This is a genomic window from Geothrix mesophila (assembly GCF_022808835.1).
Lineage (GTDB): Bacteria > Acidobacteriota > Holophagae > Holophagales > Holophagaceae > Geothrix > Geothrix paludis.
The window spans coordinates 374,594-388,631 of the sequence record NZ_JAKZLD010000002.1 but is presented as its reverse complement, the minus strand read 5'-3'; the positions used below and the strand labels follow the sequence as shown (position 1 = coordinate 388,631).

Genomic DNA, 14,038 nt, shown 5'->3' with positions numbered 1-14,038 from the left:
CCGCGAAAGGCGCGAAATTTATCCAAAACGACTCTCGCGTTTCTCCTGTGCTTTCCACGAGCCCGAACATGCAGGAACGCCCTCAGCCCTTTCCTTTCGCACCCTTTCGCGTTTTTCGCGGTTAAGAGTTTCTCATGCCGAAGATCGCTGAAATCGAATACACCCCCAACCCCAACGCCGTGAAGTTCGTGCTGAAGGAGCCCGTGGCCCTGGGCTTCCCCAAGTCCTTCCCCAACGCGGAGACCGCCGAGCAGGACGAACTGGCCAAGGGGCTCTTCGCCGTGGGGAACGTCACCTCCGTCTTCATGCAGGACAAGTTCCTCACGGTCACCAAGACCGACGACAAGGGCTGGCCTGAGATGCTGCCCCTGCTGGCCGCGCCCATCCGCGCTGCGGCTGGTGCGGGCGGCGGGCAGGCCCCACCTCCGGGCGGGCCGAGGGTCTTCAGCAAGGTGGATGACGAGAACGATCCCATGCTCAAGGACATCCGCATGGTGCTGGAGAGCGCCATCCTACCCGCCCTGGCGGCGGACGGCGGCGGCCTGGAACTGATCGGGCGGCACGAGAAGCAGGTGATGATCCGGTACATGGGCGCCTGCGGTTCCTGCCCCGCCAGCCTCACCGGCACCCTGGTCGCCATCGAAGGCATGCTCCAAAAGGAAGTGGATCCCGAGATCGTGGTCATCTCCGTCTGAGGCCACCCTGCACGCCCTCCTGCCCGCCCTCGCCGCGGACGGCGGCGACCTGGAGCTGATCGGGCGGCACGAGAAGCAGGTGATGATCCGGATGGATGCTCACATGGGGGCGCCTGCGGCTCCTGCCCCGCCAGCCTCACCGGCACCCTGGTCGCCATCGAAGGCATGCTCCAAAAGGAAGTGGATCCGGAGATCGTGGTGATCTCCGTCTGAGGCCACCCTTTACGCCCTCCTGCCCACCCTCGCCGCGGACGGCGGCGACCTGGAGCTGATCGGGCGGCACGAGAAGCAGGTGATGATCCGGATGGATGCTCACATGGGGGCGCCTGCGGCTCCTGCCCCGCCAGCCTCACCGGCACCCTGGTCGCCATCGAAGGCATGCTCCAAAAGGAAGTGGATCCGGAGATCGTGGTGATCTCCGTCTGAGGCCACCCTTTACGCCCTCCTGCCCACCCTCGCCGCGGACGGCGGCGACCTGGAGCTGATCGGGCGGCACGAGAAGCAGGTGATGATCCGGATGGATGCTCACATGGGGGCGCCTGCGGCTCCTGCCCCGCCAGCCTCACCGGCACCCTGGTCGCCATCGAAGGCATGCTCCAAAAGGAAGTGGATCCCGAGATCGTGGTCATCTCCGTCTGAGGCCACCCTGCACGCCCTCCTGCCCGCCCTCGCCGCGGACGGCGGCGACCTGGAGCTGATCGGGCGGCACGAGAAGCAGGTGATGATCCGGATGGATGCTCACATGGGGGCGCCTGCGGCTCCTGCCCCGCCAGCCTCACCGGCACCCTGGTCGCCATCGAGGGCATGCTCCAGAAGGAAGTGGACCCGGAGATCGTGGTCATCTCCGTCTGAGGCCGTCCACGGGAAAAACAGACGCCAACCGCGGTGAAACAGCCTTTTGAGATCTCCTCCCTGGCCGGACCCTTCGGATATTTCATGGTTTACGGGGGTTTTCTGGGCTAATCTAGGCGTTCTGCCGGACTTCGCGTGCCGGGATTCCAGCGCACCGCCAGAGAGCGGGCGCAACCAAACGAGGTGGACTTCATGTCCAAGCTAGAAGCAATCATCAAGGGCCAGGCCCGCAAGCAGGTGGGCCGCATCAGCGTGCTCGACGCGGCGTTCGAAGAGGACAGCCCAGAGAACCAGGAGTTCCTGGCCGCGCTGCAGGGTGAGACCCGTGGCCTCCGCGAGGAGGAGGTCGTCCGTGGCGTCGTCGTGGAGATCCGCGGCAAGGACGTCATCGTCGACATCGGCTACAAGGGGTCGGGCACCGTCAACCTTGACGAGTTCAACAATCCCGACGGCACCCAGGGCGTCCAGGTGGGCGACGTGGTCGAAGTGCTGCTCGAGATGCTGGAGGACGCCCACGGCAACGTGCGCCTCAGCCGCGAGCGCGCCGAGAAGATGAAGATCTGGGACGAGGTCGAGAAGGCCTTCCGTTCCAACATGACCGTGCACGGCACCGTGCTCGAGAAGGTCAAGGGCGGCCTGGCCGTGGACATCGGCATCCGCGCCTTCCTGCCCGGCAGCCAGGTGGACATGAAGCCCGTCCGCAACCTGGATCCCTACCTCGGCAAGTCCTTCGACATGAAGGTCATCAAGGTCAATCGCCGCCGGGGCAACATCGTGCTGTCCCGCAAGCTGTTCCTCGAGACCATCAACGCGAGCCTGAAGGAAGAGACCCTGGCGGGCCTCGAGGAAGGCAAGCTGGTCGAGGGCACCATCAAGAACATCACCGAGTACGGCGCCTTCGTCGACCTGGGCGGTGTGGATGGCCTGCTGCACATCACCGACATGTCCTGGGGCCGGCTCAACCACCCCAGCGAGATGTTCCAGGTGGGCGACAAGGTCGAAGTGGCCGTGCTCAAGTACGACAAGGACACCGAGCGCGTGTCCTTGGGCTACAAGCAGAAGTTCCCGGATCCCTGGCTCTCCGTCGAGGAGCGCTACCCCATCCAGGCCACGGTCAAGGGCAAGGTCGTCTCCATCACCGACTACGGCGCATTCGTGGAGCTGGAGCCCGGCATCGAGGGCCTGGTCCACGTCTCCGAGATGAGCTGGACCAAGAAGGTCAAGTCCGCCAAGGGCATGGTCAACCTGGGCGACCAGGTCGAGGCCCTGATCCTGCAGGTGGACAGCGAGAACCGCCGCATCAGCCTCGGCATGAAGCAGATCACCCCCAACCCCTGGATGGCCATCGCCGAGAAGTACCAGCCCGGCATGATCGTCACGGGCACCGTGCGCAACATCACGGAGTTCGGCGCCTTCGTGGAACTGGAAGAGGGCATCGACGGCCTCATCCACGTCTCCGACTTCAGCTGGACCAAGAAGATCAAGCACCCCGGCGAGATCGTGAAGAAGGGCGACAGCGTCACCGCCAAGGTCCTCAACCTGGACCCCCTGGCCCAGCGCATGAGCCTCGGCGTGAAGCAGATGGAGCCCAACGTCTGGGAGATCTTCTTCGAAGGCCACCACGTGGGTGACGTCCTCACCGGCAAGATCGCCCGCCTGACCGACTTCGGCGCCTTCGTCGACCTCGGCGACGGCATCGAGGGCCTGGTCCACGTCTCCGAGCTCTCCCGCAAGCGGGTGGAGGACATCCAGAAGGAGTTCGCCGCCGGCCAGGAGCTCACCATGAAGATCGTGAAGCTCGATCCCACCGAGCGCCGCATCGGCCTCTCCGTGAAGCAGCTGGAGCAGGATCAGGAGCGGGGCGACATGGAAGCCGCCAAGGCCCGCCAGCCCGAGTTCAAGAAGGCCACCCTGGCTGACGCCTTCAACAAGGCGGAACGGGAGTAGTTCCCCTTCCGACCTGCAGACGAGGCCCCCGCAAGGGGGCTTCGTCGTTGTCAGAGAGGTCTGAGCATCCCGCAGGGATGCGAAGAAGAAGGCCACCCTGGCCGACGCCTTCAACAAGGCCGAGCGCGAGTAGCGTTCCTTCCTTCAACTCATCACGACGAGGCCCCCGCAAGGGGGCTTCGTCGTGGTGGGATGCGATACTCGGAACCACGCCTTCCTCCGGACCCCCATGCGCTTCCTCCACACCTCCGACTGGCACCTCGGCAAGACCCTCTGCAATGCGAACCTCCTGGAGGACCAGGCCCACGCCCTGGACCAGGTGGCGGCCATCGCCAAGGAGACCCGCGCCGAGGCCCTGGTGGTGGCCGGGGATCTCTACGACCGCGCCGTGCCGCCCAAGGAGGCCGTGGCCCTGCTGGATGATGCCCTCCATCGCCTCGTGCGGGGCCTGGGCGTGCCCGTGCTCCTCATCGCGGGCAACCACGACAGCCCCGAGCGCCTGGGCTTCGCCTCCGGCTTCCTTCGAGCCCAGGGCCTCCACGTGGCCGGGGCCCTGGGGCTGACGGAACCCGTCCTCATCGGCAACGCCGCTTTCCACCTCCTGCCCTACGCGGATCCCGTCATGGCCCGCCACGCCTTCCAGGACGAGGGCATCCGCACGCACCAGGACGCCCTGGCAGCCCAGCTGGCCAGGGCCCGCGCCGCCCAGTCCGAGGGCCGCCGCTTCGTCGCCGTGGCCCACGCCTTCGTGACCGGAGGCGAGGGCTCGGACTCCGAGCTCGGCCTGGCCGTGGGCGGCACCGGCGAGGTGGACGCGACCCTCTTCCGGGATTGCGACTACGCAGCCCTGGGCCACCTCCACCGCCCGCAGGCGGCCGGCTTCCCCCATGTGCGCTATGCGGGCAGCCTGCTCAAGTACAGCGCCTCCGAGGCCACCCACACCAAGGCCCTGACCCTGGTGGAGTTGCCGGAGCGCGGCCCCGCCCACACGGAGTCCCTGCCCCTCACGCCCCGCCGCGATCTGCGGCGCCTGCGCGGGCGCTTCGACGACCTCATGCGCGGCCCCCAGGGGAACCCCGACGACTACCTGTTCCTGGACCTGCTGGACGAGGGCCCGGTGCTGGACGCCATGGCCAGCCTGCGCCAGGTCTACCCGAACATCCTCGGCATCCAGCCCGCCCCGTCGGCGGCAGCGCCCCAGGAGGCCACGCGGGCCGCGGACCGCGACCTGGATCCCGCCGCCCTCTTCGAGGCCTTCTTCCAGGACACCACGGGCCGCCCCTTGGACAGCGAAGAGCGGGCCCTCTTCCAGGACGTGGCCGGAAGGCTGCTCGCCGGGGAGGCCGAATGAAGCCCCTGCGGCTCAGCCTGGACGCCTTCGGGCCCTACGCGGGACGGCAGGAGCTGGACTTCGCGGACCTGGGGGACCAGTCCTTCTTCCTCATCCACGGCCCCACGGGCGCCGGCAAGACCAGCATCCTGGACGGCATCAGCTACGCCCTCTACGGCCAGACCAGCGGTGGCCAGCGGGAGACCCGCGACCTGCGCAGCCACTTCGCCGCCGCGGACACGCCCACCCGCGTGACCTTCGACTTCGCCCTGGGCGGGAAGACCTACCGGGTGGAGCGCGCGCCGGAACAGCAGGTGCCCAAGGTGCGCGGCGGCGGCACGAAGAAGCAGCTCTATGCCGCCCATCTGTGGGAGCTGGTGGACGGCGCCGAGGTGCCTCTGGCCACGGAGAAGCCCACGGTGGTGGACGTGGCGGTGGCGGACCTGCTGGGCTTCAGGGCCAGCCAGTTCCGGCAGGTGGTCCTGCTGCCCCAGGGCCGCTTCCAGGAGTTCATGCTGGCGGGCTCCGCCGACCGCCAGGCCATCCTCCAGACCCTCTTCCAGACGGGCCGCTACGCAGCCCTCGCCGAGGCCCTGACCGAACGGGAGAAGGCCCTGCGGGAGGCCCTGCTCGCGGCCCAGGCCGAGGAACGCCAGCTCCTCGCCCAGGCCGGGGTGGCCGCCGCCCGGGAGCTGCCGGAGCGCCTCGAGGCCACGGCCCGGCTGGTGGAATCGCGGATCCGGGAGCAGGTCGAAGCCCGCCAATCCTTCGACCGGGCCGAAGCGGCCCTGCGCGAGGGGAAACGTCTGGAGGAGGCCCTCGCCCGGATCCGGCAACTGGAACGGGAGGAGACCCGCCTGGCGGAAGCCAGTGAAGCCCGCGCCCAGGCCCTGGCGAAGGCCGTAGCCGCGCTGGCCCACGAGGAGGCTCAGGAACCTCGCCGCGAGGAACTGCGCCGCACCATCGCCCGCCTCAGGGAGCTGGAGCCCAAGCTGGCCGACCTCGAGCGGGCCCGGAAGGAAGCCGAGGAGGCGGCCCGGGAGGCCCGGCGCCTCCAGGTCTCGGCCGATGCGGACGTCCAGCGCCGCGACGCCGCCGGGCAGGAGGCCGCGCGTCAGAAGACCCTTCTCCACGACCTGCGGACCGAGGCCGCTCAGGCGCAGGGCCGGGAAGGCCTGCTCCTTCTGGCGCGCCAGAAGCGGACCCAGCGGGAGCAGCTCGCCCGAACGGAACAGGAGGTCCAACAGGCCACCATGGCCCATGACGCTGCCCGGGCCAACCTGGAGGCCGCCGGGCAGGCGGTCCAGGAAGCCCGGGACCACCTCCGGGACCTTCTGGCGCGGCGCCTGGCGGCGCAGGCCGCCCACCTCGCCCAGACCCTGAAGCCCGGAGAACCCTGCCCCGTCTGCGGCAGCGAGGCCCATCCCCGTCCCGCCGGGGCCTCGGCGGATCTGCCGGGCGAGCCGGAGCTCCAGGCGGCCCAGGCCGGCCAGGACCGGGCCGAGGCGGCGCAGGCCCGGGCCCAGAAGGCCGCCGCCGACAGCGCTTCGGCCCTGGAGACCGCCCATCGCCGCCGGCAGGATCTCCTCGAGCACCTGGGCGAAGCCGCCGGGCTCGATCCCGGAACGCTGGCAGCCGAGGAGGCGCGCTGCCGGAAAGCCCTGGAACGCAGCCGCCAGGCCGAGGCCAGCCTGCCCGGGACCGAGAAGGCCCTGGCCGAGGCGGAAGGGGTCCAGCAGCAGGCGGAGGCCCAGCTCGCCGCCACCGTCCGCCGGCAGTCGGAGGTGGCACTCCTGGAGGCCGGGGCCCAGGCCCGGATAAAGGTCCACGAGGCGGCCCTGCCCGAGGAGCTGCGCGCCCCCGGAGCGCTCGCCGCCCAGCTGCAGGAGGTGGACAAGGAGTTGGCCCGGTCCGAGGCCGGGCTGAGGGCGACCCACGAGGCCCGGAACGCGGACCAGGCCGCCGCCGTCGAAGCCGAGGCCGCGCTCAGGTCCCACCGGGCCCGCCTGGAGGCCAGCCGGGCCGAGGGACGGAGGGTCGAGGCTGAGTTCGCTGCGGCCCTGGAAGCGGCTGGCGGCGAGCCTCCATCGGGGGAAACACCCGTCCCGGATCTGCCTGCCCTCCAGGCGGCGCGGGATGGCGCCCAGGCACGGTTCGCCCGGGCCGGCGAGGCCCTGGGCCACGCCCAGTCCGAGCGGGCCGCCCTCCAGCGCCTGGAGGCGTCCCTGGCGGAGCTGGAGGCCCGGCAAGGCACGGAGGAGCGCCGCCACCGCGCCGCCGCCAGCCTGGCTCGGGTGGCCCGGGGCGAGGACGGTGCCCGGGTCTCCTTCGAGCGCTACGTCCAGGGCGCCCTCCTGGACGAGGTGCTGGTCTCGGCCTCGGAGCGCCTGCGCCGCATGAGCAAGCAACGCTACGCCCTGCGGCGGGCCACCGCCGGCGGCGACCTGCGCCGGGCCGGCGGCCTGGAGCTGGAGATCACGGACGCCCACACGGGCCGCGCCCGGGCCGTGAGCACCCTCTCGGGCGGCGAGGGCTTCCAGGCCAGCCTGGCGCTGGCCCTGGGCCTCTCGGACGTGGTGCAGCGCCACGCCGGCGGTATCCGGCTGGACACGGTCTTCATCGACGAGGGCTTCGGCAGCCTCGATGCCGAGGCCCTGGACCTGGCCCTCCGCACCCTGGAGGAGCTGAACCAGGGCGGCCGCCTGGTGGGCCTCATCAGCCACCTGGACGACGTGAAGGCGCGCATCTCCGCCCGCCTGGAGGTGACGCCCGGACCCGGCGGCAGCCACGCCCGGTTCCGGGTCGACTGAGGGATTACCTCACATAAAGTGGTATACTCCTGAAAAACCACGGAGTCCCCATGCTGCGCCCCCTCGCACCCTTCCTGTGCCTGGCGCTCGCCGCCCAGCCCGCGCCCTACCAGAAGGTGCCCAAGGCCATCGAGCGGGTGCTCGACGCGCCGGGCACGCCCTCCCTGCTGGCCAGTCCCGCGGGCGACCGCTTCCTGCTGGCGGAGTTCGAGCGCCATCCGCCGATCAGGGCCCTGGCCCAGCCCATGGCCCGGCTGGCGGGCCTGCGGCTGAACCCCCGCACCCGCGGCCCCCACAACCCGCCGCGGCTGAAGGCCCTGGCCCTCCAAGACGTGAAGGGCGGCCCCGCCCGGCCCTTCGCGCTGCCGGCGAACGTGGCACTGGGCCAGCCCCGCTGGTCGCCGGACGGCGCGCGCTTCGCGCTGGCGGGGACCGCCACCGAGGCCACGGAGCTGTGGATCGGAGAGGCCGCCACCGGGAAGCTCCGCCGCGTGCCGGGCCTGAAGCTCAACGCCGTGCTGGGGGATCCCTTCGACTGGCTGCCGGATGGCAGCCTCATCGCCAAGGCCGTGCCCGCGGACCAGGGGCCGGAACCCAAGGCGCCGGAGGTGCCCATCGGCCCCCGCATCCAGGAGACCGAAGGCAAGGCCGCCCCCGCGCCCACCTACCAGGACCTGCTCAAGGACGCCTTCGACGAGTGCCTGTTCGAGTTCCTGGGCCAGGCCCAGGTGGTGCGCGTGGAGCCCGCCACCAGGGCGCTGAAGCCCATCGGCCAGCCGGGGCTCTATGCCGATCTCCAGCCCTCGCCCGACGGGAAGCTGCTTCTGGTGGCGCGCCTCCAGCGCCCCTTCTCCTATCTGGTGCCGGCCTTCCAGTTCCCCGTCCGCGAGGAGGTCTGGGATCGCGCCGGCAAGCTCGTCCACACGGCGGCGGACCTGCCCCTGGCCGAAGGAATTCCCATCGAGGGCGTGCGCACGGGCCCGCGCCGCCTGCACTGGCGGCCCACGGAGCCGGCGACCCTGGCTTGGGTGGAGGCCCTGGACGGCGGCGATCCCCGGCAGAAGGCCGAGTTCCGCGACCACGTGTTGACGCAGGCCGCGCCCTTCCAGATCGCGCCTGCGGAGCTGATCCGCCTCAAGGCCCGCATGGCGGCCCTCGACTGGAGCGAAGGCGGCGGCCTGGCCGTGGTGCGCGAATTCGAGCGCGACCGCCGCTGGACCCGCACCTGGCTGGTGGATCCCGCGAAGCCCTCGGAGGCCCGCCTGGCCTTCGACCTCAGCGCCAACAACCGCTACAAGGCCCCGGGCACCTTCCTCACCCGCCTGCTGCCCAACGGCCACACGGCCCTGCGCGAGGAGGCCGGAAAGCTCTTCCTCACGGGATCCGGCGCCACGCCCTCCGGCGACCGCCCCTTCCTGGCCCGCTTCGATCCCGCCACCCTCCAGACCGAGCGCCTCTTCCGCTGCAGCGAAGGGGTCTACGAGGCTCCCGTGGCGCTGCTGCGGGACGGCACCTTCATCACCCGGCGCGAAAGCCCCACGGAGGCGCCGAACTACGTCCTGCATGCCTCGGCGCCGGACGCCCGCAAGACGGCGCTCACCGCCTTCACCGACCCCCTGCCCGAGCTGCGGAAGATCCAGAAGAAGCTCGTGACGTACACGCGGCCCGATGGCGTGGCCCTCAGCTTCACGCTGTACCTGCCCCCGGACTACAAGGAGGGCGAGCGGCGCCCCGCCGTGGTCTGGGCCTACCCGCTGGAGTTCACGGACGCGGGCACCGCCGGCCAGGTGAGCGGCTCCACGAACCGGTTCACCACCATCGGCGGCATGTCCCACCTGTTCTTCCTGCTGGCCGGCTACGTGGTGCTGGACAACGCCACCATGCCCGTGGTGGGCGATCCCAAGACCGTGAACGACACCTACCTGGAGCAGGTGGTGGCCAGCGCCAAGGCCGCCATCGACAAGGCCGACGAGTTGGGCGTCATCGATCCGAAGCGGGTGGGCGTGGGTGGCCACAGCTACGGCGCCTTCATGACCGCCAACCTGCTGGCGCACTCGGATCTCTTCAAGGCCGGCATCGCCCGCAGCGGCGCCTACAACCGCACGCTCACGCCCTTCGGCTTCCAGAGCGAGCGGCGCACGCTGTGGGAGGCGCCCGAGATGTATCTGAAGGTGTCGCCCTTCATGGCCGCCAATAAGTTCCACGCGCCCATCCTGCTCATCCACGGCGAGGCCGACAACAACCAGGGCACCTTCCCCCTCCAGAGCGAGCGCCTCTACGCCGCCCTCAAGGGCAACGGCCAGACCGCCCGCTACGTCACCCTGCCCCTGGAGAGCCACGGCTACATCGCCCGCGAGTCCGTCGAGCACACCCTCTGGGAGATGCTCCACTGGTTCGACCAGCACCTGAAGTAGGGCCCACCCCGGAGCAGCATCCAGCCCAGAACCCCGGCCCTCAGCCAGGGTTCTGGGCTTTCCGGCTTTCCGGTAGAGGCCGGACGGCGGGTGCATCCTTCTCCACCTATCCCGGGGTTCACCCCTTGGATGGTTCTGGGTTTTCCGCGGAGGCAGGGCTGCCCTTGGGTGCCTTAGACTTCTCAGCCCAGATCCCCGTGACGATGGGCGTACCGTCCATCGGATGCTTGCCCGGATCCCAGCTGCGGGTGATCTTCAGCGTGAACGGATTCGCCTTGCTGGACATCCAGCCCGGGTCGTCGACGATGACGTGTACGTTCTGGGTCTCCCGGGTGGGATTGGTGAAGGTCACTTCCGGATTGCCGGTTGGAATGAGGTTCTGGAGCATCCCCTGGTCCAGACCACCCCACTTGTTGACCATGATCAGGCGGAACCACCCTTCATTGGGATGGCGAAGCCTGATGTGGATCTTTTCACCGGCTGGCACCCGGAACCCGTACGCGGTCCACCCAGCCGGAAATTTGCAGAGGCCGCTGAGCTCGTTGATGGCTCCTTCCACCGGGTGAATCGCAATGAATCCGCGCCGGGCCATGGCCTGGATTTCCGCCATGAGATCCCGTTTCCGCCACAATTCCTGCGTGGGTTGGACTTGGCAGCGCGGAAGGGCCCTCGGCTCGACGATGATTTTCGCGGCCGGATCCACCTCCCCTTTCCCGGGCGCAACCTGGGATTGGGGTTTGCCTGGATCATCCTGCTGCTTCACAAGCCTCCGCCCTTCTCCTGGAGCGGGTCGCTCGGAAGGCGACGGTGCCGTTGCCCGCTCCATGGAACGTGCTGGAGTGGGATGCGGCCGATCCACGTGAGGCTGCCTCGCCGGAGCTGCTGGCTGGACCCGTGACGGGATTTGCTCCCTGAGAGCAGGAGGCACCGTCCGCTCTGGGCGGCTCAGGTCTTGGGCCGAGACCCACCCCAAGCCAAGTGCAGGGCCAAGGGCCGAAAGCCCCAACGCAAGGCCCCCCACCCGCGACAGGAGGAATGAAGGTAGGAGTTTTTGGGCCGTCACGGAGAGCCTCCACTGGGATGGGAAGGAAGGTGGTGCTCCCGAAGGGTGGAGCTGATCGCACCCGATTCCATCCACCGAAAGTCCTGATTCCGGAAATCCGGACTTAAGTCGGTCCGTGGGCCATCACGCCCAAGCGGAAGCCACGCCCAGGTGAGCTATCCTGACCTTATGTTTCCGAGCATGATCTTGACCTTCTTGCTGGCCCTGGCCACCGGGTTCACCTCCATGGCCTTCCTGTCCCAGCGGTCCCACCGTCACTACTCCCCCGTGACGGAGGAGCTCATCCCGTCCCTGCTGTTCTACAACCTGTGGATTCTCCTGCGGATGTTCTACCGGTTCATGGAGGCGAGCGTGCTCGGGGGGCTCACGCCCGCCGCCGGCCGGCTGGCCATCCTCGGACTCAGCAGTCTCTCCATGATCCTGGCCATCCACCTGGCTGTGTCCTACCTGGCCTTCACGCTCGGCGTCACCCGGCCTAACCAGCCCCAGACCGCCCGGCGCCGGCCCTGGAAGGCCGCCGCGTGGCTGTCGGCGGGCATGGTCGCGCTCAATCTGATCCTGTATGCCCTGCACCAGGAGGCCTTGATCAGGCTGCTCATCCGCACGCTCGTTTCGCTGACCTTTCTGGGCATGGCGCTAGTCAGCCTGTGGTTTTTCTTCGGCACCCATCCGATCCAGACGGGGACTTCCTGGCGACACCTCCGGTTTCTCGGAGCGGCCTACTCCTTGGTCTTCGTGGCGCTGACCCTGTTCATCGGATGGTACCGTTTCTCCGCCACGATCCATCCGCACCTCTACGTCACCATCACCGTCAGCCTCGGGATGATGTACAACCTGGTGACCGTGCTCTGGATCCACCTCTTCGACAGGACCCTCCAAGCCCAGACACCGCCCGGTGCCCCCCTCCTGCCGGCCAGGTTCACGGGAGTTCCCCTCGTCGAGGCCTACGGGATCTCCAAGCGAGAGGAAGAGGTCATCCAGCTGGTGTGTCAGGGCCTCACCAACCAGGAGATCGCAGATGCGCTCTTCATTTCCCTGAAAACAGTGAAAGACCACAACTACCGGATCTTCCAGAAGACGGGAGTCCGTAATCGAGTGGAACTCGTTCAGCTGGTTCAGAAACTGACACTGGAAGAAGAACGGGGCGTAGCCTCCAGAACCCCTTCCCCGGCACCAGCCCTGTGACCGGAGAAGTACGGCGCTTGGCTCCTATTCGGATGCCACGCCGCTGTCGGGCCAGCGCTTGGTGTCGGCGGCGCCTTCGGGCTGGCCATGCCGCACGAGGATCACCTGGGCGCAGCCCTGCTTCGGCACCTCCTTGAGCGTATGGCCCATGGTCTTCAGTGCCTCGCGGGTGGCGGCGGGGAGGTCGGCCTCCACCTGGATGCGGTCCGGCAGCCACTGGTGGTGGAAGCGCGGGGCGTCCACGGCGGCGCGGGCATCCAGGCCGAAGTCCACCACGTTGAGCACGGTGTTCAGCACCGTGGCGGGGATGGTGCGTCCGCCGGGGCTGCCGCTCACCATGACGACGGCACCGTCCTTCACGAGGATCACGGGGCACATGCTCGACAGGGGGCGCTTGCCCGGCTGGGCCAGGTTCGGCGGCGTGCCGATGCGGCCTGTGGCGTCCGTGAGGCCGGGCACGGCGTTGAAGTCGCCCAGCTCGTTGTTCAGCAGAAAGCCTGCGCCAGGCACGATGCGCTTGAGGCCGTAGCTCTCCTCCAGCGTGTAGGTGAGGCTCACGGCGTTCCCCGCGCGGTCGAGGATGGACAGGTGTGTGGTGTGCGGGCGGTCCGGCTCCCAGGCGAACCGGGCCGGATCCGACACCGACGCCCGGTTGGGCCGGATGGTGGCGCGCAGCTCCGTGGCGTAGTCCTTCGAGAGCAGGCGCACCATCGGGATGTCCCCGGCGAAGGCAGGATCGCCGAGGAACTGCGCCCGGTCCGCGAAGGCGCGGCGCAGGGCTTCTGCGGTCAGGTGGATCGCCGCGGGCGAACCCGAACCGGTGGCCTTCAAATCGAAACCTTCGAGGATGTTCAAGGACTCGATCAGCACTTGGCCGCCGGAGCTGGGGGGCGGCGCGGCCAGCAGCTCGAAGCCGCGGTAGGTCCCGTGCAGGGGTTTGCGCCGAACAGGCCGGTAGCCGCGCAGATCCTTCGCGGTGATCGGGCCGCCGTTCGCCGCCATGTCGCGGGCGATCAGGGCCGCGGTCCGGCCGCGGTAGAAGTCGGTCCAGTCCTTGGCCAGCCTTTGCAGGGTGCGGGCCAGGTCGCGCTGCACCAGGCGGTCCCCGGCGCGGAGGGGCGAGCCCTTCCGGCTGAACTGGGCCAGGGTCGGCGCATGACGGGCGAAGGCGGGCAGCTGCTCCGCGAGGCTGGCGGCCTGGTTCTCCGACAGCACGAAGCCCTCCTGCGCCAGGCGGATGGAGGGCCGCAGCACCCTCGCCCATGGCAGGCGGCCCTCGCGCCGCCACGCCTCGTGCAGCCCCGCCACCGTGCCGGGCACGCCCACGCTGGCCAGGCTGTCGTGGTGCTTCGTCTCATCGTAGGTGCCGTCCGGCTTCAGCCACATACGGGGGTGGGCGGAGGCCGGCGCCGCCTCGCGGAAATCGATGAAGGATGCCTGACCTCGGGTAGGCCGTGACAGCAGGAAGCCGCCCCCGCCCAGGTTGCCAGCGGCGGGATGGACGACAGCCAGGGCGAAGGCCGTGGCCACGGCCGCATCCACGGCGCTGCCGCCCTCGCGGAGCACCTGGGCGCCGGCCTCGGAGGCCAGGCGTTCCTGACTCACCACCATGCCGCGGGGAGGCTGGGCGCCCAATGGCAGGGCGAGAGTCGGCCCGAGGGTCAGGGCGAGAACGAGGGCCAGAAACGGGCGGAAGGGCACGGGAGCTCCAAGCGGGGGATGCCTCGAGTCTGTCATCCTTG

At 69.3% G+C, this 14,038-nt stretch carries 8 protein-coding genes; 6 read left to right on the top strand and 2 right to left on the bottom strand.

Translation table 11 applies throughout. From position 1 onward, the window contains the following. Window positions 1-134 precede the first annotated feature (134 nt). The 5 genes from MLG87_RS09180 to MLG87_RS09155 all read left to right on the top strand — a co-directional run bounded on the left by MLG87_RS09180 (window position 135) and on the right by MLG87_RS09155 (window position 10,048). Window positions 135-695: a NifU family protein gene (locus tag MLG87_RS09180; RefSeq protein WP_243294882.1), complete on the top strand. Its 561-nt coding sequence runs from the start codon at window positions 135-137 to the stop codon at window positions 693-695. A 1,044-nt stretch (window positions 696-1,739) separates the two neighbouring features. Next, window positions 1,740-3,494 carry a 30S ribosomal protein S1 gene (locus tag MLG87_RS09175; protein ID WP_243294881.1) on the top strand — a complete coding sequence of 585 codons (1,755 nt, stop codon included), beginning with the start codon at window positions 1,740-1,742 and terminating at the stop codon, window positions 3,492-3,494. Window positions 3,495-3,723: 229 nt separating this feature from the next. Then, window positions 3,724-4,845, top strand: coding sequence for an exonuclease SbcCD subunit D (locus tag MLG87_RS09170; RefSeq protein WP_243294880.1), 1,122 nt, complete (start codon window positions 3,724-3,726; stop codon window positions 4,843-4,845). Further along, on the top strand, window positions 4,842-7,634 hold the full coding sequence (locus MLG87_RS16125; protein WP_279341191.1) for an AAA family ATPase: 2,793 nt from the start codon (window positions 4,842-4,844) through the stop codon (window positions 7,632-7,634). Before MLG87_RS09170 ends, MLG87_RS16125 begins: the two co-directional genes overlap by 4 nt. A gap of 50 nt (window positions 7,635-7,684) precedes the next feature. Further along, window positions 7,685-10,048 carry a S9 family peptidase gene (locus MLG87_RS09155; RefSeq protein WP_243294879.1) on the top strand — a complete coding sequence of 788 codons (2,364 nt, stop codon included), beginning with the start codon at window positions 7,685-7,687 and terminating at the stop codon, window positions 10,046-10,048. A 118-nt stretch (window positions 10,049-10,166) separates the two neighbouring features. On the opposite strand, the gene MLG87_RS09150 is transcribed toward MLG87_RS09155, so the two are convergent. Then, entirely contained in the window at window positions 10,167-10,811 is a 645-nt protein-coding gene (locus MLG87_RS09150) for a hypothetical protein (protein ID WP_243294878.1), read from the bottom strand. A gap of 480 nt (window positions 10,812-11,291) precedes the next feature. On the opposite strand from MLG87_RS09150, the gene MLG87_RS09145 reads away from it, so the two are divergent. After that, window positions 11,292-12,296, top strand: coding sequence for a response regulator transcription factor (locus tag MLG87_RS09145; RefSeq protein WP_243294877.1), 1,005 nt, complete (start codon window positions 11,292-11,294; stop codon window positions 12,294-12,296). A 24-nt stretch (window positions 12,297-12,320) separates the two neighbouring features. Here the strand turns inward: MLG87_RS09145 and ggt are convergent, their stop codons facing one another. After that, the gene (ggt, locus tag MLG87_RS09140) at window positions 12,321-13,997 is read right to left on the bottom strand and encodes a gamma-glutamyltransferase (RefSeq protein ID WP_243294876.1); all 1,677 of its coding nucleotides are present in this window, start codon (window positions 13,995-13,997) and stop codon (window positions 12,321-12,323) included. Between the last annotated feature and the right edge of the window lie 41 nt (window positions 13,998-14,038).